Source organism: Microbacterium oleivorans (assembly GCF_001691565.1).
Lineage (GTDB): Bacteria > Actinomycetota > Actinomycetes > Actinomycetales > Microbacteriaceae > Microbacterium > Microbacterium oleivorans_B.
On sequence record NZ_MAYO01000002.1, the window covers coordinates 201376 to 221491 of the forward strand.

The 20116-nt window shown below is 69.4% G+C and carries 14 protein-coding genes; 9 read left to right on the top strand and 5 right to left on the bottom strand.

Annotated features, from left to right (window positions below; genetic code table 11):
• From BBA86_RS14655 to BBA86_RS01235, 3 genes are all read left to right on the top strand, one after another.
• Nucleotides 1-303: SH3 domain-containing protein (locus BBA86_RS14655; protein ID WP_223246989.1), on the top strand; the 303-nt coding region annotated here is incomplete at its 5' end.
• Nucleotides 304-408: 105 nt separating this feature from the next.
• Nucleotides 409-1305 (top strand): ABC transporter permease, encoded by an 897-nt coding sequence (locus BBA86_RS01230; RefSeq protein WP_223246990.1) that lies wholly within the window; start codon nucleotides 409-411, stop codon nucleotides 1303-1305.
• Nucleotides 1305-2045 carry an ABC transporter ATP-binding protein gene (locus tag BBA86_RS01235; RefSeq protein WP_065569884.1) on the top strand — a complete coding sequence of 247 codons (741 nt, stop codon included), beginning with the start codon at nucleotides 1305-1307 and terminating at the stop codon, nucleotides 2043-2045. The genes BBA86_RS01230 and BBA86_RS01235 overlap by 1 nt, the downstream gene beginning before the upstream one ends.
• 27 nt (nucleotides 2046-2072) lie before the next feature.
• Here BBA86_RS01235 and BBA86_RS01240 read toward each other — a convergent pair whose 3' ends face one another.
• Nucleotides 2073-3470, bottom strand: coding sequence for a bifunctional cytidylyltransferase/SDR family oxidoreductase (locus BBA86_RS01240; protein ID WP_065569885.1), 1398 nt, complete (start codon nucleotides 3468-3470; stop codon nucleotides 2073-2075).
• 126 nt (nucleotides 3471-3596) lie between these two features.
• On the opposite strand from BBA86_RS01240, the gene BBA86_RS01245 reads away from it, so the two are divergent.
• Both BBA86_RS01245 and BBA86_RS01250 read left to right on the top strand, forming a co-directional pair.
• A complete protein-coding gene (locus tag BBA86_RS01245) occupies nucleotides 3597-5048 on the top strand; it encodes a glycosyltransferase family 2 protein (RefSeq protein ID WP_189318396.1) in 1452 nt (483 codons plus the stop codon).
• 85 nt (nucleotides 5049-5133) lie between these two features.
• On the top strand, nucleotides 5134-6249 hold the full coding sequence (locus tag BBA86_RS01250; RefSeq protein WP_065569887.1) for an acyltransferase family protein: 1116 nt from the start codon (nucleotides 5134-5136) through the stop codon (nucleotides 6247-6249).
• Here BBA86_RS01250 and BBA86_RS01255 read toward each other — a convergent pair.
• The 4 genes from BBA86_RS01255 to BBA86_RS01270 form a co-directional block, all read right to left on the bottom strand.
• Nucleotides 6246-8615, bottom strand: a complete 2370-nt coding sequence (locus BBA86_RS01255) for a CDP-glycerol glycerophosphotransferase family protein (RefSeq protein ID WP_223246991.1) — start codon at nucleotides 8613-8615, stop codon at nucleotides 6246-6248. The genes BBA86_RS01250 and BBA86_RS01255 overlap by 4 nt on opposite strands.
• A gap of 52 nt (nucleotides 8616-8667) precedes the next feature.
• Complete coding sequence (locus BBA86_RS01260) at nucleotides 8668-11322, bottom strand: CDP-glycerol glycerophosphotransferase family protein (RefSeq protein WP_083199394.1); 2655 nt, start codon at nucleotides 11320-11322, stop codon at nucleotides 8668-8670.
• A gap of 142 nt (nucleotides 11323-11464) precedes the next feature.
• A complete protein-coding gene (locus tag BBA86_RS01265; protein WP_065569890.1) occupies nucleotides 11465-12739 on the bottom strand; it encodes an O-antigen ligase family protein in 1275 nt (424 codons plus the stop codon).
• Nucleotides 12739-14136, bottom strand: coding sequence for an O-antigen ligase family protein (locus BBA86_RS01270; RefSeq protein WP_065569891.1), 1398 nt, complete (start codon nucleotides 14134-14136; stop codon nucleotides 12739-12741). The genes BBA86_RS01265 and BBA86_RS01270 overlap by 1 nt, the downstream gene beginning before the upstream one ends.
• Before the next feature lie 59 nt (nucleotides 14137-14195).
• Between BBA86_RS01270 and manA the strand changes: the two genes are divergently transcribed.
• From manA to BBA86_RS01290, 4 genes are all read left to right on the top strand, one after another.
• Nucleotides 14196-15338 carry a mannose-6-phosphate isomerase, class I gene (gene manA, locus BBA86_RS01275; protein ID WP_065569892.1) on the top strand — a complete coding sequence of 381 codons (1143 nt, stop codon included), beginning with the start codon at nucleotides 14196-14198 and terminating at the stop codon, nucleotides 15336-15338.
• Nucleotides 15339-15479: 141 nt separating this feature from the next.
• The gene (locus tag BBA86_RS01280) at nucleotides 15480-15800 is read left to right on the top strand and encodes a WhiB family transcriptional regulator (protein ID WP_083199396.1); all 321 of its coding nucleotides are present in this window, start codon (nucleotides 15480-15482) and stop codon (nucleotides 15798-15800) included.
• A gap of 66 nt (nucleotides 15801-15866) precedes the next feature.
• Entirely contained in the window at nucleotides 15867-18728 is a 2862-nt protein-coding gene (locus tag BBA86_RS01285) for a glycosyltransferase (protein ID WP_065569893.1), read from the top strand.
• Nucleotides 18725-20113 (top strand): DUF5719 family protein, encoded by a 1389-nt coding sequence (locus tag BBA86_RS01290; protein ID WP_065569894.1) that lies wholly within the window; start codon nucleotides 18725-18727, stop codon nucleotides 20111-20113. The genes BBA86_RS01285 and BBA86_RS01290 overlap by 4 nt, the downstream gene beginning before the upstream one ends.
• Nucleotides 20114-20116: the final 3 nt, after the last annotated feature.

Sequence of the window (20116 nt, forward strand, 5' to 3'; positions counted from 1 at the left end):
ATGGTGTCGTTGGCGAAGGGTGCGAAGGTCACGATCGTCGATTCGTATGCGGGGTGGCGTGCGGTGACCTCCGGTACCAAGACGGGGTGGGTGCTCGCGTCCGCGGTGACCACCGCGCCGGCGGCCGCGACGAAGATCACGACCACCGCGGTCAACCTGAGGACCGCCGCATCGACCTCGAGCGCGAAGATCACCACGCTTGCACGGGGAACCACCGTGACGATCAAGGCGAGCAGCGGAAAGTGGTTCCAGGTCGCAGTGGGAACTCGCACCGGTTGGGTGCACGGGGACTACCTGCGCTGACTCGCCCCCGCTCACCGGAAAGGCCAAGCTCGCGGTCCATTAGGATTGCGGATGGCCTGCCCGGTGGCGAAGACCCGGCGGCATCACGACACCGCGAGGAACCTTGTGACCCAGATCGATTACAGCGCCTACGACACCCCCGGGCGCGGCCGAGGCATCCTCGACGTTTTCCGGTACCACTATCTGCTGCGTCTGCTCATCGGCAAGAGCACGTCCCTGCGGTACCGCAACTCGGTCCTCGGATGGTTCTGGTCGTACGTCCGGCCCACCGTCCAGTTCCTCGTCTACTACCTCGTGGTCGGCCAGATCCTCGGCCTGCACAGCAAGGTGCCCGCCTTCCCGCTCTACCTGTTCAGCGGCCTCGTACTCGTCAACCTCTTCAACGACACGATGTCGGCCGCGACGAGTTCGATCGTCAGCAACAAGGCGCTCGTGCGGAAGATCTACCTTCCGCGGGAGCTGTTCCCGCTCGCTGCCATCATCGGCACCTTCACGCACTTCCTCCCGCAGCTCGCGGTCCTCATCGTGGTGAGCCTGCTCTTCGGGTGGCTCCCATCCTTCGCTTCGGTCGGACTCGCCCTTCTCGGCATCCTGCTCGTCGTCACCTTCGTGATGGGCCTCGGGCTGTTCTTCTCGGCCGTCAATGTCCGGTTCCGCGACGCGAGCAACATCGTCGACATCATCCGCACCATCGCGACGTGGTCCGTGCCCATCCTCTACACGTGGGAGATGGTCCAGAAGGTCACGAGCAGTCATCACGTGCCGTGGTTGTTCGACCTCTACATGGCCAACCCTCTCGCCGTGGGAGTCGAGCTCTATCACCACGCCTTCTGGGGCACGCTCCCTGTCGTCAACGACGCGCAGCCCCGTCCCATCAACCTCGATTGGCCGCCCCAGTTCGAGTGGCATGTCGTGGCCGCCATCGGCGTCGTCCTTCTCTCACTGGTCATCGGCCAGTTCGTCTTCCGGCGCTTCGAGCGCAGCTTCGCACAGGACCTGTGATGTCGACTTCCCTTCAGCCCCAGCCCCGCATCATCGTCGACCACGTATCGAAGTGGTTCAGCAAGCGCAGCACCCGATCGATGAAGGACGCCTTCATCGCTGCGGTGCGGCGCCAGCCCGTGCGATCGACGAAGTTCCATGCCCTGAAGAACGTGTCGTTCTCCATCGGCGAGGGCGAATCCGTCGCCGTCATGGGCCTCAACGGTTCGGGGAAGTCCACGACGCTCAAGCTCGTCTCGGGCGTACTCGAGCCGGATTCGGGCCGCGTTCTCACCCGCGGCAAGGTCGCCGGCCTGATCGAGGTCGGTGCAGGGTTCCACCCCGACCTCACGGGACGCGAGAACGTCTTCCTCAACGCTGCCATCCTGGGGATGAGCGAGAAGGAGACGAAGGAACGCTTCGACGAGATCGTCGCCTTCAGCGAGATCGGCGACTTCATCGACCAGGAGGTCAAGCACTACTCGTCGGGCATGTTCATGCGCCTGGCGTTCAGTGTGGCGATCCACGTCGAGTTGGACGTCCTCCTCGTCGACGAGGTCCTCTCGGTGGGTGACGCGCCGTTCCGCGCCAAATGCAACGCGAAGCTCAAGGAGCTCGCCGAACAGGGCGTGACGATGATGGTCGTCAGCCACAGCAAGGGACAGGTCAAAGAGCTCTGCACCCGCGGGATCGTGCTGCGCAAGGGCGATGTCGTGTTCGATGGACCCATCGCCGAGGCGCTGGAGATCCTCGAATCCTGATACCGGAGCGCCGGCGAAGACGCGGCGCTAGCGGAGGTTCTTCATCTCCGACACCTGGACCGTGACGATCTGACCGGTCAGCTCCGACCCCAGGATGCCGACCGTCACCTTCGCGACGTCCTCGGCGTCCAGCAACGAGCCCTCTGGTTCCGAACCGAACGCCGCGGTGCGCATCGGGGTCGCGGTGCGCTGCGGGTTGATGCAGTTGATCCGCACCCCGTTCTCGGCCCATTCCTCGGCCAGCGCCTGGGTGAGGTTCACGACACCGGCCTTCGTGGCCGAGTAGGCCGCGTATCCGGACCGCCCGCGCGTGTACGAGCTGGAGGTGAAAAGAACCACCTGACCGCCATGACGGGCGAGGTGCGGATACGCTTCACGCGCGATGACCGCGGGGGCGAGGAGGTTCGTCTCGATGGTGTGCTCGAGATCCTCCTGAGACGTCTCGACCAGGGGGCCGATGCGGAGGACGCCGGCGGTGACGATGACGGCATCGATGCGGGACATCTTCTGGGCGGCCTCGGTGAGAGCGTCGCCGACCTGGAACGCCGACCGCACATCGGTGCCCGTGGAGGTGCGACTGAACTCCATGACGTTCGCGCCCTGCGCGCGGGCGAGTTCGACGATGCTCGCGCCGATGCCGTAGCTGCCGCCGAAGACGACGATCCCGGCCCCTGAGAGGTCGGGGAGCTCGCGCACGAGCCTCTCCATGGAGAGACTCGCCGACTGCAGCTGGAAGAGCTTGTCGGCGATGTGGACGTCGATCGGCTCGGTGACCTTCATGTTCTCCGGCGTCCCCTCGACGACGAAGATCGGAACGTCGGGCAGATAGGTGAACACGACGCCGCAATCATCCGTGGCGCGGAAAGCGGCGTCGCCCTCGGCGAGCTCGTACGCCTTCCGGATGGTTCCCAGCCGGAAGGCTTGCGGGGTCTGACCGCGCCGCAGCCGGGACCGGTCGGGAATCGCGGTGATGAGGCTCGCGTCGTCGACTTCGATGATCGTGTCGGCGGAGGCGATCGCGGTGTCGACCGCGTCGTAGGTGTCGAGCGCGCGGACGCAGTCGCTGATGATCCGCGCATCGATGAAAGGCCGGACGGCATCGTGGAAGAGGACCTTCGTGTCGTCGCCCTCGAGCACCGAGATCGCCAGCTTCGTGGTGTCGTTGCGCGTCGCGCCCCCCGGAAGGATGCGGCTGAGCTTGCCGAACCTTCCGCTCTCGATCAGGTGGTCGAGCTCGCTGATCGAGTCGGCGTTCATCATGACGATGATCTCGTCGATGTCGTCGCTGGCCTCGAGCGCCTCGAGCGTATGCTCGACGATCGCCTTCCCGGCGATCTTCAGCAGCTGCTTGGGGATGCCGAGGCCGACGCGGACCCCGATCCCGCCCGCCAGGACGACGGCGACGGTTCGACTCTGAGTGGGCATGTTGCTCCTCGGGTGGGGACGGTCCATCCTATCCGCCGACCCCTCGACGACCTGCTCACCGCCGCGCGAGGTGGCCCAGGAGCCGACGTAAACTGACCGGGTGCAGCGATGTGGGCGGATCTCGTGGTGACCATCACGGCGGTCGTGCCGCTGTATCGCGTGGAACCGTATCTGCCGGACCTGCTGCGCTCCCTCGATGCCCAGGCGCCGGGACCGTACGAACTCGACGTCGTGTTCGTTGACGACGGTTCCCCGGACGCGTCGGCTCGGATGGTCGAGCGCTGGTTGGCCTCGACGTCGGTCACGGGGGTGCTGGTCCGTCAGGACAACGCCGGTGTCAGTGCGGCGCGCAACCGCGGAATGGATTCCGCCACGGGGGAGTGGGTGACCTTCCCGGACTCCGACGATCTGCTGTCCGACGACTACTTCGCAGCTGTCGCACGGTTCCTGGCCGTGCACGCCGACGAGATCGACTTCGCCTCGGCGCGGCTCCTCCGGCTGCGGGAGCCCAGACCCGACCCCGAGGACGTCCACGCGCTCAGCTTCCGATTCGCTGGAGGTGACCGCGTGGTGTCGATGCGCGAGCGCCCGGACGTCTTCCAGCTGAACGTCGCGTCGGCGTTCTTCCGCCTCGCGGATCTGCGGCGTGCCGGAGCGCGGTTCCGCACCGGGCTCCACGCGTCCGAGGACGCGCTCTTCGTGGCCGAGTACCTGCTCGGTCTCGCCGCGCCGAGAGTAGGCCTGGTCGCCTCCGCCTCGTACATCTACCGTCGGCGAGCCGCGCGGGACTCCGCCGTCGACGCCTTTCGAACCGACCCGCGTGCGTACTACGAGCGATTCGTGGACGGGTACGAGCCACTCCTGAGCGGATGCGGCGACGCCGGCCCGCCGGAATGGCTGCAGTCGATGTTCCTGTACGAGTGCCAATGGCTGCTCCCCGTTCAGCTGACGCCGGACGGTCGCGCCGATGTCCTCGACGATGCGCAGCGGGAGACGACCCTCCGGGCCCTCGCGGCGTGCGCCCGCCACGTGACCGAGAAGCGACTGTTCGAGTACGACGCGACGGCGCTGCCCGTGGAGAGCCGACTCCTCCTGCAGGTGCTGGCCGGGCGATCCTTGCCGCCGTGGGTCGGGTCCTACGCGTCGCGTCGCCGAGACGGGGTGCGGCTGAGCACCCCCGTCACGGCGGGAGCCGGCATCCGTCTGTTCGACGAGGACGGCCGCCCGATGTCGGCGAACCGCGTCGAGCGCTTCGCTCCCGACTATTTCGGTCAGGACGTGCTGCAGCTGCACATCGCCGACGTCGATCGCGTGCCGCGTCGGGTCGAGGTCGACGGCCGCACCCGGCCCCTCGTCCGAGCCCGCGCGGGTGAAGGGATGACCGAGACGACGGACAGGCACCGTCGTGCGGTCGTCGGGACGTGGGCGATTCCGGCGCGGCAGGGCGACGTCCGGGTGTGGAAACCCGTGACCGATCCGGGAGTCGCCGTGAGGCTCCGGCTTCGGAGCGTCGTCACGGTTGCCGTGCGTCTCGGAAAGCGCGCCGTCCGTAGGGCGCTTCGACGCCGCACCCTCTGACGCCTCGTCCTGGGGCCGGGCGAGCGGCCGGGCGCACGCCGGTCACACCGGGTCCGCAGGCAACCCATGGCTAGAACGGCGATTCGTGCTTCCGGTTCCCGCCACCGCCGACGTCGCTCCCCGTCCGCGCCTCCTCCTGCTCGACCTGCTCCGTTTCGGCGCAGCCCTCGCCGTCGTGATGTATCACTACACGGCGCGACGACACTCGCAGTGGCAGGGCTCCTCCGCAGAGAACTTCCCGCTGATCTCCGGGCTGAGCGCCTACGGGTTCATGGGAGTGCAGCTGTTCTTCCTCATCAGCGGTTTCGTCATCCTGATGTCGGTCGAAGGGCGTTCCGTCGGCGACTTCGTGGCCGCGCGCGTCTCCCGTCTGTTCCCGGCGTACTGGGCGGCGGTCATCCTCGCCGCGATCCTGATCGCCTTCATCGCGGGAGATCAGCTCGACAAGAGCGTGACGTTCGTCCAGGTTCTGACGAACCTCACGATGCTCCAGGAGTGGGCGGGCGTGCCGCACGTGGACGGCGTCTACTGGACCCTCGCCGTGGAACTTCTGTTCTACGTGCTCATCGGCATCTTCATGAGTCGGAACCTGACCGTCGAGAAGGTGACCTGGCTGGCTTTCCTCTGGCCCCTGGCCGCCCTGATCGCGGACCGCTCGAACATGCAGTTCCTCGCGATGTTCCTTTCACCCGCGTACGCATCGCTCTTCGCAGCGGGGATGATGCTGTACGTCATCCACTCGCGCGGCTCGAACCTCCTTCGCTGGATGCTCGTCATCGGCAACGGCATCCTCGCCGCGCAGCAGACCATCATGTACGACATGGCCAACGCGGAGCGGCTCACCGGCATCGATCTCAAGGAGCCGGTCGCGGTCGCGATCATGGTCGTCATCTTCGCGGCGGTCGCCCTCGTGACGCTCTCACCGCTGCAGTTCCGAGAGGTTGCCTGGATGACCTACCTCGGTGCCCTGACCTACCCGCTGTACCTCGTCCACGAACTCTGGGGATGGTGGGTCATCGGGCAGCTCAGCCCTCACCTCAACAAGTGGGTGGTCCTCGTCGCGGCGATCGCCTTCGTGCTGTTGATGGCTGCGGCGATCGAGCGATGGGTGGAGCGCCGGTCGCGTCGCTGGTTGCGCACGCAGGTCAAGCGGTCCTTCACCCGCATCGAACGGACGCCGGCGACCACGCCCGCCCTCTAGCTGCGCGGATCACCGAGGCGCGCGCTGACGATCTCGGCGATCGCGTCCGCACACGGCGTCGCCCCGGGAGCGGGTGCGGGGTCGCCGGGCACCTGAACCCATCGTCGGGCGAACCGCTGCGCGTCGGCAGCGGAGGCGTCGGCTCGTCCGATGGCGCGGGCGAGCTCGTCGACGGTCCGAACGATCGGCCCCGGCAGGTCGCGCCGGTAGTCGAGGTAGAAGTCCCGTGACTCGAGGTAGGCATCGAGGTCGGGCGTGAGGAAGTACGTCGGGATGTCGAGCACCGATGCCTCGTACAGCGCCGACGAGTAGTCCGTGATGAACAGGTCCGCGATCGCGAGCATCTCCTGCGTCGAGAAGTCGCCTCCGGTGTCGACGTCGGGACCGAAGTCGGCGTGCATGAGGGGATGCAGCTTCACGACGGTGTGGACCCCGTGACCGTGGAGCGCCTCCGTCAGCGCGCGGACGTCGACCGCGACAGTGCCGTCGAGCCGGAACGTGGGCGCGAAGACCGCGATCCGCCGGCCCGCCAGGTGCGGCAGGGCCGCGAGGATGCGGGCGCGGGTGCGTTCGCGGCGCGCGGGATCGCGCAGCCTGTCGACGCGTGGCAGCGGCGCCACAGCGACGCGCTCGAGCGGAGTTCCGAACGCGTCGGCGAACGCGGGGCGGCATTCCTCCGCGCTCGTGAGCACGAGGTCGTAGCCCTGGTGCATGCGCATCGCGTCGGCCAGTCGTCTGTCGCGTCCCTCTTCGCGCCCGAGGATGCTGAGACCGAACTTCTTGAACGCCCCGAGCGCATGCCACATCTGGATCACGGTGAGCTCGTCACGGTGACGCAGGACGCTCGCGACGATCGCGTACGTGTCGATGATCAGTACGCGCGCCGTCGCCACGTGGTAGAGCTGGCGAAGCAGATGGAAGCCGTACCCGATCTTCCGCAGGATGCCGGGGGGAACCATCCGCACGAGCATGACGACGCGTACGGCGTCGTCATGCCGGGTGAGCGCGGCGGCGAGGTCGGTGAAGTCATCGGGGACGACGGGGTGCTCGCGGCTGATCATGACGACCTTCCGCTGTACGGGAAGGAGCTTGAGAGGCGCATACGCGACACTGAGGATGATGCGAGCGAGGCGCGCGGCGGCGACTCGGAGTCCCATCGCGCCTTCCGCGCGGGTGGGCTCGACGGAGCCCGGCGCGACCGCCTCCTCGTCCACGACGACCCGTTCAGGGGAGGCGAGCAGCATCCGCTCGACGATCCGAGCGGTCGACCCACCGTCCAGGGCGCCGCAGAACTCCTCGAGGAACGTGTCGAGGACGGCGTCATCGACCTCCGCGCGTCGGAGAGCCGCCGCCAGGTCCGCGGGCTCGCGCACGACCGGGCCGATCGCGTAGGAGTCGAAGGGGCGGTAGAAGGAGCGTGACCCGGCGTAGTCGTCGAGATCCGGAACGAACAGGACGACGGGACGCCGCAGCAGCGCGAACTCGAAGATGGAGGAGGAGTAGTCGGTGACGAGGATGTCGGTCGCCATGAGGAGGTCGTTCATCTCCTCCGATCCGCCGTCGAGGACACCGTCCGGGAGCGGTGGCGCGGACTTCGCCGCGAAGGGATGCTGCCGCACCACGACCCGGAATCCTTCGCCGAGCTCGGCGGCCACCCGTCCCCAGTCCGCGGACTCCTCGGGGCGCGCCGTGCGCTGACCGTTCCCGCGGAAGGTCGGAGCGTACAGGACGACCCGCGCATCGTCGCGCACACCGAGGCGGGCGCGCACGCGCGCTCGCGTCGTCGTGACGCGGTCGGCGTCGAAGAAGGCATCGGTCCGGGGCACGCCCAGCGCCTGCACGCGCGACACGTCGATCCCGAAGGCCTCCGCGTAGTCGGTCCGGATGCTCTCGGAGCTGACGGGCACATGCGTGTAGTTGCGGTGGATGTCGCTTCCCGGCACGGGGCCGCCCGGCAGACCCGCGCGACTGTGGCCGACCTGCTTGAAGGCGCCCGCAGCGTGCCAGATCTGCACGAGCCGTGCTCCGCGACGGATGGGCAGGGGGTAGATGATCGGGTAGAAGTCGTCGACGACGATGGTCCCACTCGTCGCCAGCAACCACGGCAGGCGGATGACGTCCCGCACGGGCCGCCGGGCGGTCAGGTGCGGCTTGAACACCCCCGCCACCTGTGCCTCCGGCATCCTGCGCAACAACTCGCCGCGGACGAAGCCCATGTTCCCGGTGAAGCCGAGATGGGAGTCGGAGAGGAAGAGGAACCGTTCGGGCCGGACCCGAGTGATCCGGAGCAGGATGCGGTAGGGCAGCGCGACGGGTTGCGCGCGGAGCCACCGGAGCACCCGACTCGTCCGGAGGAGTTCACGCACGAGCAGTCACCGCTTTCGGAGGGAATCGACCGATTCTACGTGGTCGCGCCTGTCAGCGAATCGAGCGGATGGCCTCGAAGGCGCGCTCGCAGTTCGCGCCGTCTCGGTCGATGAAGAACGTCGTCGCACGATCCGCGTAGACGGCCACCGACTCCGGCGCCACGAGGGCGTCGCGAATCGCGATCGCGGCCTCGTCGGCCTCGCGGGTCATCGGCCCGAACCCGTCGTCGGCATAGTCGAAGTAGCCGGCGCGGTGCGGGTGCTCCTCGAAGAACTGTTCGGCGTCGAACTGGAAGTAGACGACCGGGGTCTCGATGTACGCGGCCTCGAAGGCCAACGAGGAGTAGTCCGTCACGAGGACGCGGGCCCGCGCGATCACCGACTGGATGTCGTTGTCGCGGTAGCGGAAGACTTCCACCCCGGCAGGCACCCCGAGCCGGTCGAGGTGGGGCTCGAGGCTGGGGTGCGGCACGAATCCGACGCGGCACCCCTTCTCGGCCAGTGCCGGGTCGGTCGAGAGCCGCGCGAGCAACTCCCGCCACTGCGTCGCGTAGACCGAGTCGTCGAAATCGTCGATGAGCCCGCGCATCGTGCCCTTGTCGGTGATCTTCGTCATGAGGTACTCGCGCCAAGTGGGCATGACGAGGACGAGGTCACGTTCGGCCGCCGGGACGGCTGCGGCTTTCTGCGCCAGCGCATCATGTCGGGGGAAGCCCGTCAGGGCGACCTCGCGCCTCGTGAAGGTGTAGGGCGTGCCGTCGTCGACGAAGCTGTCGAACTCGGCCTGCCCGGTCGTCAGGATGAGGCGGATGGGCTTGCGGTTGAGCCAGCGAGAGATGTCGTCTTTGGTCACGCCGTGCTGCAGGAAGACGAACTGCCATTCCTGTTTGCGCAGGAGCTTCGTGCTCCACGGCTGCAGGACGTACTTGTCCACGTGCGAGGAGATGAGGAACTTCGCGTGGTGCAGCAACATGAAGTGCTCGGTGGAGCCGAAGTCGACGAGCCGGAAGCCCTCCTCGCTCAGTCGGGCCCAGTCCGAGCTCGACTTGCGGAGGACGTACCAGGCGTTCACGTCGCGACGGTTCTGCAGAACCCAGCGGTACAGGTGCTCGGCGTTGTCCTGGGCCTGGACGTCGCGGTCCATGAAGACCCACGCGCCGGCGTAGCGGGCCCGGACGGGCGGGGTCTTGGCGGCCCGGCGCGCGGCCGCGGCCCAGGGTCGACGCGCGGAGACCGACTCGCCGCGGACGATGCGTCCGACCTGCGCCGCGCGCTCGCGGATGCGCGCACCCCAGAGGTCGTGCGTGCGCTTCTCGGCTGCCGCGGGAGGAGCCGGCAGACGGCGCGCACGATCGGTGATACCCAGACGGTTGCGGAGACTGTCATTGGACACGGCGAGCTCGTGGGCGCCAGGACTGTTGTACCGGATCTCCGCGCGTCGGCCGTCGAGGCTGATGGTGAGGCCCTCGCGGGGCTCGAGCCACAGGATCCGTTCGTGCATGACGTCGTGGCCGAAGTAGACGATCACCCGGTCCTTCGCGTACGCCGGCACCACCGGCTCCCGGCCCACGGTGAACTCCTCCGTCGGTCGGTCGCCCGCGAAGTAGTACTTCACCAGCGCCTGCCGACTGCCCCGATCCGCACGCCACAGGTGCACGGGCGAGAGGGGCAGGCCGTGTCCGCCGATGGACATCAGGACGGACCGCAGCTGAGGCGACAGCGGGGTGATGCGGTAGGTCGCGATCACCTCGGGGTCGATGAGGGCGAGGACCTGCGAGACCGTCTCGAGGAAGCGATCCTTGATGTCCTGCGGGATCCAGCGCGTCGGGCTGTGGATCTGGGCGTCGTAGTGGAAGTACCAGTAGATGTCGTACAGGACGGTGTTCTGCATCCACACGGGCACATACCCGCGCTGAGCCACCGCGTGCTCCATCGTCGCGAGCCATCCGAACCGCGGCACGTCGATGTACTTCTCGACGCGCTGCCAGCTCGTCGTGGTCAGTGAGTTCGTCGCCGTGCGGCGACGGTAGAGATAGTGCGCCTCGGGAACCACGAGGACCTGCGGATCGTCGAAGGTCAGGAGGTAGCGGGCGATGAAGGCGGCATCCTCGAAATTGGGGCGGATGCGGTGGTCCCAGTGGATGTCCGCTGCGAGGACGTCCACTCGGCGGAGGAAGGATGTAGCAGCCGACAGCTTGATCAGCTGCGGATCGTCTCGGAGCGACACGATGCGTCGGCCTCCGTCGAACTGTTTGCCCAGGGGGTGGGTGTCACGGCGGGTGAGCAGCGTGTCGTCGGTGTAGATGAGGCGCGTCGACACGATCGCAGGGACGACGCCGACGTCCGCGGCCGAGCGCAGTGCCTCGCTCACTGAGCCGAGGTAGCCCGGCTCCAACACGTCGTCCGGATCCGCGTAGGTGATCCAGGTGCCGCCGGCGTGGACTGTGCCGGCCTCGCGGGCGGCGGCGACGCCCTGGTTCTCCTGGGAGACGACGACGGTACGGGCATCCCGGGTCGCGGCCCACTCCTCGACGATCCGTCGCGACTGATCGGGTGAGCCGTCGTCGACGAACACGATCTCAGCCTCGGCGAGGTCGTGCCCCTGCGCATCGAGGCTGTCGAGGAAGGCAGGAAGGTAGGGCTCGACGTTGTACATCGCGACGATGATCGAGAAAAGTGCCGTGCCGTCCGTCATTGTGGTTCCCATCGCTGATCATCGGCGGGGGCCGCAGTCTGCTCGCCGTCCGCGGATGCTCTCGGCGAGCCGGCGTCCGTCCCTCGACCGTCACGGCACGCAGCGGACCCGCAGGGCTCCCGCCCTCAACTATAACCGCGAGACGAAACCCGCCTCAGCCGCCGACGCGCTCGGACAGGTCGCGGCGCCAGCCGCGCACCTTCGACGCGCTGACGCTGCAGACCACCAGGAGGAACCAGCCGAATCCGCCGAGCAGGGCGCTCGTGACGATCGAGTCCGCCAGGACGATGATGAGCACGAGCGGCGTCCAGGTGTACACGGTGGAGCGTCGCTCGGTCGCGCTCATCCATGAACGGGCGAGGGCGAAGCCGGCCAGGAGGGCGAGGAGGGCGACGCCGACGCCGCCCGCCTGGAGGAGCATGTCGACCCAGGCGTTGAGGGCGGACCCGTGGTTTCGCCCCGTGATCAACCGGATGTAGGAGTACGGCGAGAGGTAGTCGGGCCACGTCCCGACCCATCCCCATCCCTGCACCGGCCGGTTCTCGGCGAGGTCGATGGCCGCATTCCACAGGCGCGAACGCACGAGGAAGTCCGGTTCCGCGTTCAGCCAGTAGACGAGCGGGCGTCGGAAGACATAGGCGAGGACGAGCCCGAGAACGACCGCCCCGCCGATGACGCGCTGGAGGGTGGGCCTCGTCCTGACCGGCGCCCGCCGCAGGAGCGCGAGGACGAGCGTCGCGAGCACCGTGATGACCGCCATCACCAGGACGATGGGCGAGTCCGTGAAGACCGCGAGCACCGAGGCCAGGACCACGGAGAAGAGTGACACCCCCGGCGCGACCGAGCGGGTCCGCCACTCGACGAGGAACGTGATGAGGGCGATCATCGTGACGACGCCCAGCACGGTGCGTGTGCCGAAGACCCCTTGGATCGGGCCGCCGAGGGCGAGGTTGCCCCCGATCCCGAGGAAGCGGATGGGAGCGTCGATCAGGATGCCGCTCAGGATCTCCAGGGCGAGCGACAGGACGAGCAGGAATCGGAGGACGTCACCGGTGGAGCGGACGGTCTGCAGCGTGTCTCGCAGCTGAGCGACCACGACGGCGAGGAAGGTCGGCACGGCCAGCTGAAGCCATCCCGCGAAGGTCTCCGATGCAGACGGGCCCCAGAGGAAGGAGGCGAGCAGCCAGACGAGGAGGAGGGCGAGCGTCGTCGGCATGATCTCGACGAGGCGCAACTCGCGCCGACGGGCGACGAGCATCCCGGCTCCGATGACGCACAGGGTCGTGGTGACGGCGCCGAGTCCGGCATCGCCCATGAGCTGGCGGAGCGCGTGCGTGGCGAACAGGGCGCCGATCGTGGCGGAAGCGTAGGCGGCGGCGAAATCGCTCGAACGCAGGACGTCGAGGACGCGCGCGAGGCCCGGGTTCATCACTCGGCGGGCCTGTCGCCCTGTTCGCCGATGAGGCGTTCCTCCGACGGTCCCCGGCCCACCAGCGGTGCCTGCTTGATCTTGAAGGCGAAGAGGATGAGCAGGAACCACCCCCAATTGAGGAGCGGGGTCGACTCCGCCAGGCCCTGCACCAGCAGGATCGCCCCGGTCAGGGTCGGGAGCAGGGTCACGGCGGTGTAGGGGCGGTCGGCGACGAGGTCCCACCGGGGACGGTCGACGGCGAAGAACCATGATCGCCAGACGAATGCGACATAGGCGGCGGCGATCAGGACGATCCCGACGGCACCGAGCTGGAGGAAGACGTCCACCCACATGTTGTGCGCCTGCATGACCGTCTGGCCGTGATCGACGATCCATCGATCGAACGCGGGGTCCGTGGGGATCCACGGAGTCGAGAAGCCCCAGCCCAAGACGGGGTGCTCCACCGCTCGGGCGAGCACCTTCTCCCAGATGGACTCCCGTCCGGTGAGATCGCTCGAGCGTCCCAGGGCGGTGAAGACACGGTCGCGCAGAAGCCACGCGGCGAGGAGACCGCCGACGGCGAGGAGGCCGTAGGCCACGTAGTACCGCGTGCGCTCGCCGGCCCGCGTGGTCGTCCGCATGACCAGCACCGTCACGAGCACGACGCCGACGGCGACGGCCGAGAGGGTCGCGGTGGCGGACCCGGCGCGGACGAAGAGATAACCGGCCAGGAGGAGCCACAGACCGAGCACGGGCCGGCGCGGTGCTCGCGAGGCGATGCGGATGGCGAAGACCACGATCGCGAGCAGGGCGACGTATGCGAGCGCGTTCGAGTTGCCGAAGATGCCCTGGATGCGGCCGCCGTCCAACAGGTTGTCGCGTGACCACAGGACGATGGGGTCGGGGACTCGGCCGACCGGCCGTTCGAAGTGGGGCAGGATCTGACCGCCCCAGACGAGGCTGACCCACAGTTCGAAGACGATCGACAGGCCCAGCATCCATTTGAGAGCGGATGCCAGTGCCCGGACGACCTCGCGCCAGGTCAGGACCGCCCCGACGAAGAGAGCGCCCACGGTCGTGACGATCAGAAGGGCGCCCGTGGTCAGGGTCGCTTCGAGCCAATGCGTCCACAGGATCGAGGCGAGTGCCCACACGATGTAGGCGAGTGCGTACCAGGGCAACCGCCGCCACTGCACCCGAGGTCGGATCGTCGCCCAGAGGATCACCGAGACCAGGAAGCTGACGACGCCGATGATCGCCGCGACCGGTACTCCGAAGGCCAGGGGGAGCGCGGTCCCGGAGAGGGTCACGATGAGGAGGGCGATGCACCACCCGCGCAGCAGGATGTGACTCGTCCGCTCACGCGGCGGGGCTGCCGGGGGCGCCGAGACCGGGTGCGATGAGTGGACGGCCATGGTGACAGCAGGGTATCGCGCGACCCCGTGCGTTCCGCCCCACGGCCTAGGCTGTTCGCGTGCTCGAGACGCTTGCGAACGCCCCCCGCGACTACTCCTGGGGTTCTCCCACGGCCATCCCCGAGTTGCTCGGGCGCACGCCCACAGGGGCGCCGGAAGCCGAGATCTGGTTCGGCGATCATCCGGGGAGTCCCGCGCTCCTGGGCGACGGTCGAACCCTCGCGGACGCGCGGGCGCAGTCCGGCGAGCCGCCACTTCCCTTCCTGCTGAAGATCCTCGCGGCGGCGTCGTCGCTGTCGATCCAAGCGCATCCCGACCTCGCCCAGGCGAAGGCCGGCTTCGCCGCGGAAGAGGAGGCCGGCGTTCCCCGTGACGCGACGGAGCGGATCTACCGCGACGACAACCACAAGCCGGAGATCATCGTCGCGCTGAGCGAGCGCTTCCGCGCCCTCGTCGGGTTGCGCCCCGTCGCCGACACCGACCGTCTGCTCGCGGGCCTCGGCCAGGCATCCGGCATCCTTGAACTGCGGAGGGAGCTGGCGGCTGCCGCCCCGCGCGACGCGCTCCGTTCGCTCATCGAAGCGGTCCTCACCGGGCGCGCGGAGGGTGTCGTGGCAGACGTCTCGGCCGCTCTCCGGGATGCCGACGTTCCCGGGTTCGCCGAGGAGCTCGATGTGCTCCGTGCCATCGTCCGGGACTTCCCGGGTGACCCCGGCATCGTCGTCGCCCTTCTCATGAACCTCGCCGTGCTGCAGAGGGGCGAGGCCGTCTTCGCTCCCGCGGGCGTCCTCCACGCCTATCAGGACGGGCTCGGTGTGGAACTGATGGCGGCGAGCGACAACGTGCTCCGGGGCGGCCTCACGCCGAAGCACATCGACGTTCCCGAGCTCATGAGGATCGTAGACACCGAGCCCGCCCCCGCCGCTGTCCTGACGCCCATCCACGACGGGGCGGCGGAGATCTTCGACGTCGGCGTCCCCGACTTCCTCCTGACGCGTCATCACGCGGCGGGCGCACCCGTCACGGTCGCGGTCGACGGTCCCGCGATCGTGCTCGCGACCGAGGGGCGGATCGCCGTGACCGGTGGCGCGACCCGCGTACACCTCGCCCCGGGAGAGGCGGCCTACGCACAGGATGAGGACGCGCTGGTCCTGGACGGGGTCGGCGTCGTCTACATCGCGCGGCCCGGTCGTCGCCGCTGAGCCGAGCGACACGCCGGTGACCTCAAGAAGATTCAATGTCGGGTTGAGGGTTTACGATTTGCGACTTGACCGGAGCGAATCACACGGGTGTAATTAGGCATCGGCCGTACCGCGGCGAGTGTCTACAGGTGGGAGAGCAAGATGACGGGTTACCGTTCCGGCGTTCCCGAGAATTGGTTCGTCGACCCGGTGAACCTCGGTGTCCCCGGCGTCCGCCGGCGTATCGACACCGATGAGGACACCGCTCTCGCGTGGCAGGCGGACGCGTTGTGCGCGCAGACCGATCCGGAGGCGTTCTTCCCCGAGAAGGGCGGCTCGACACGCGATGCCAAGCGCATCTGCACATCCTGCGACGTCCGCGGCGAGTGCCTCGAGTACGCGCTCCAGAACGACGAGCGGTTCGGCATCTGGGGCGGCCTGAGCGAGCGGGAGCGCCGCAAGCTCAAGCGGCACGCTTCCTGACGCGATCCGCGCCACCCCGCCCGTCCTCCCCGCGACGGTCGGCACGCGACCTAGGCTGACCTGGTCATGCCCGCCCGAGTACACGCGATCCTCGTCGTCCGCCCCCACGGACGCGGCCCCACGGATCTCCATCTGAGCCGCACCCTGCGCGCGCTCGCCGCCCAGACGCGGCGCGTCGACGCGCTCACCGTCGTGCTGTGCGGTCCCGACGACGCGCTCAGGAAGCTCGCGTCCGAGTCCGGGGCCGAAGCCGTCATCGTCACCGGGCGAGCGACCGGGTTCGCCGATGCACTCCGACTCGCCAGCCGGCGTGTCAGTGGCGATGCCGTCTGGTTGCTGGCGCAGGACACGGCCCCGGCTCCGGATGCGCTCGCGCGGCTCGCCGGCGCACTGGAGACAGCGCCGTCCGTTGCGCTGGCGGCGCCGAAGCTGGTCTCGTGGGATGACGCGAGTCGCATCGTCTCGCTCGGCGTCACCGTGACGGGCACCGGCCGCACGGTGGGCCTGGCCGACGGGGAGCTCGACCAGGGCCAGCACGATACCGGCGAAGACGTCCTCGGATCGGACATCCGCGGCGTGCTCGTGCGCTCCCAGGTGTGGCGCGACCTCGGCGGCGTCGACCCGGGCCTCGCCGGCGCGGACGAAGGGCTCGACCTCGGCATCCGTGCCCGTCTGTACGGCGGACGCGTCGCGCTCGCCCCGACCGCGCTCGTGGCCGTCGCCGGCGACGGCGTCGCCGGCGCTCCGACGGGTCGCTCCGCGGGAGCGCGCGGGCGTCGTCTCTATGCCGAACGCAAGGCGCAGTTGCATCGCCGGCTGGCCTACGCGCCGGCGCTCGCCGTCCCCTTCCACTGGCTGAGTCTGCTCCCGCTCGCGCTGTGGCGCACTCTCGGTCATCTGCTGGCGAAGAACCCCGGCCGCATCGGGCCGGAGTGGGTGGCGTCCGTCGTGGTGCTGTTCGGTCTCGCGCCCGTCGTGCGCGCGCGTCGCGCCATCCGCCGTCACCGTTCTGCGTCGTGGTCATCCCTCGCGCCCCTGCGCATCGGGCGACGCGACCTGCGGGAGCGTCTCGAGGACGAGGCTGATGCCGCTGCCTCCCCTCGAAAGGATCTGCACTTCTTCAGCGGCGGGGGCGCGTGGCTCGTCCTCGGTGCGCTCGCGACGTCGGTCCTGGCGTTCGGCGCCCTCCTGGCGTGGCCCGTGCTCGGCGGCGGCGGACTCGTGCCGCTGCGCAGCGGCATCCTCGCACTCTGGACGGATGCCGCCTACGGCCCGCGCGCACTCGGGTGGGACACCGTGGGTCCCGCCGACCCGTTCGCCGCCGTCGTGGCCGCCCTGGGGTCGCTGGCACCGTCCGCCCCGTCCCGTGCGCTCGTCATCCTGTGGGTCCTCGCGCTGCCCTTGGCCGCCCTCGGCGGCTGGTTCGCGGCGACGCGCGTGACCGCTCGTCCCATCCTGCGCGCCGCCGCGGGGTTCGCCTGGGCAGTTGCGCCGATGTTCCTCGCAGCGCTGGTCGAGGGCAGGCCGGCCGCGGTCATCCTCCACCTGGCCTTCCCGTGGCTGATCTACACCGCGGTGGCCGCGAGACGCTCGTGGAGCAGTGCGGGACTGGCATCGATCATCCTGGTGGTGGTGCTGGCGTGCGCCCCCTCCCTCGGACCGGCGCTCATCGTGCTCTGGGTCGGGGGACTCGTGCTGGCGATCTCGACACGCCGCGGACGGGGCGCCGGTCGCATCGCCTGGCTCGTCGTGCCGTCCGTCGCCGTCTTCCTGCCCCTGACCTGGTACCACCTCACCGTGGGCGACCCGCTCGCCGTCTTCGCCGACCCCGGACGTCCGCTCGCCGTCGCCGGTGGCACCGGGGGACTCCTGCCCACGGTGCTCTTCGCGTTCGGGTTCCCCTCGACGGACGGCGTCGGCTGGGCGCAGTTCCTCGGCGAAGGCGACCGGGCCTGGTGGGTGGCAGCGTTCACCGCACCGGTCGTCGTCCTCGCGCTCCTCGGCCCCGTCCTCGGTCGTCTGCTCCCGGCATCCGTCGCCCTCATCGCGGGCGTCCTCGGCGTCGCGACCGCCGTCGCCGGGTCCGGCGTCGCCCTGACCGCGGGAATGTCCGGGGCCGTCCCGATCTGGCCCGGCAGCGGACTCTCGCTCGCGTGGGCGGGTCTCGTCCTGGCCGCGGTCGCCGGGCTCGACGGACTGCGACGTGTGGACGCCCTCGTGCCTGTGGCGGCGTCGCTCATCATCGCGTTCCTCGCCGTCGGCGCGGTGCCCGCGCTGACGGCCGTCGTCCGAGGGCAGTCCGCTCTCACCGACGGGCCCTCGAGCACACTTCCCGCCTACGTGCAGACCGCGGGCAGCGAAGGGGAACGCGACGGCGAACAGACCGCCACGCTCGTCCTCACGGTGCAACCGGATGCCGCCTACTCCGCGTCGGTGGTCTGGGGTGCGAGCGAGACGCTCGGTGGACAGACGACGCTGCAGTCGACGCGTCCGGAACTGACCGGCGGTGACCGGGAACTCGCCCATGTGACGGCCGATCTCGTCTCGACGACGGGTGGCGACGTCGTCCCCACCCTCGCTCGACACGGCATCGCGTACGTCCTTCTCGAGCGAGCCCCCCGCGAGAGCGACCTCGCCCGGGCGGGCCGACTCGGTGCCCAGAATCTGCTGAACCAGCGCGCCGATCTCGTGAGCGTCGGCGAGACGGCCCGCGGCACCCTGTGGAGTGTGAAGGGCGCCATCGCCGAGCGCACCGTCGACGACGCATCGGGACCGATGTCGGTCCGGGTGGCGCTCCTGCAGCTCGGCGTGATCGTGGTAGCGCTCCTCCTGGCAGTTCCCACCCGGACGAGTCTTCGAGCGGGACGACGTCATCCGCGCATCATCGGCCAACGAGACGCGCTCGCTGTAGAGAGGAGCGGCTCGTGACGACCGCCCGCCGGATCCGTCGGGGCGTCGGGGCTGTCGTGAGCGTCCTCGTCGTCGTCGGCACGTTCGTCCTCGTGACGACACCCTTCCCCGAGATCGAGCGACCCACGCTGTCGCTCACGACCAGGCCCGAGGCCGCGACGTCCGTCCTATCCTGCGCCGGGCCGGTGTTCGCCGCCGGTCGGAACTCCGAGGACGCCGCCGCAGTGCAGGTCGCAGCGCCGCAGAGCGTTGTGTCGGCGACCTCCGCGGGCGCCTCCGCGCCGGCCCAGGGGCAGGTCGCGTCTGCGGTGCCCGACGGTCCGCCCGTGGAATCGTTCTCGGCCGCTCCCGTCGACCGGATGCGGACGGACATCGCCGCTGCGGGTTCCTCCCGGGTCGACGCCGATGACCTGGCCGGCTTCGCCGCCTCGGCCTGCACGCCGCCTGCCATGGAGACGTGGCTCTCCGCCGGCAGCGGTCTGACGGGCGCCGCCGACCTGGTGGTCATCGCGAACCCGGGGGACGTCGCCGCTCGCGTAGATCTCACCGTCTTCGCGTCCGGCGGCCGGACCGCGCCCGAGGCGGGAGCGGGCATCCTGGTGCCGCCTCAGCAGCAGCGCATCGTCCCGCTCGCGTCCCTCGCGCTGGGGGAGACGAGTCCCGTCGTGCTCGTCTCCGCCACGCAGGCCCCGGTGCAGGCGACGCTTCAGTCCAGTCTCACCCGCACTCTCGTGCCGGTCGGCGTGGATCAGGGGGGAATGACGGGTCTGCCGCGCGCGCAGCAGACGATCCCTGCGTTCAGCGCGGTCGGTGAGGGCGAGGAGCCCACCGACACGGCGGTGCGACTGCTGGCACCCTCCGACGACACGACAGCGTCCGTGTCGGTGACGCCCGTCGGCGGGAAGACGCCCGCCGCGTCGTTCCCCGACCTGGCGCTGACCACGGGCGTGCCGATCGAGATCGACATGGACAAGCTGCCGCAGGGGAGGTACCGCGTGGACATCGACGCCGGCGCCCCCGTCGTGGCCTCGGTCCACGCGTCGACCGGAGCGGATGCCGGATCCGACTTCGCCTGGTACGGGACGGCCGACGACATCCGGGTCCCCTCCCTCCTCGCCGTCGCGCAGGGACCGCAGCCGCAGCTCGCGATCGTGAACCCGGGGGCGCGGGAGGTCGCCGCCGTGCTCACGGGCGACGCGGGCGCGGGTGAGCCCCGCGAGGTTCGGATCCCGGCGGGAGGATCGGCGTCGGTCGACCTGCGCGCGGGGGGCGTCTACCGGCTGGACCCCGCCGGCGGAACCCTGCGCGCGAGCGTCACCTTCACTGCTCCCGATGCGATCGCGGGCTACCCCGTCGTCCCGGCCGACGCGGCTGCCGCGCCCGTCGTGGTGCGGCCGCGCTGAGAA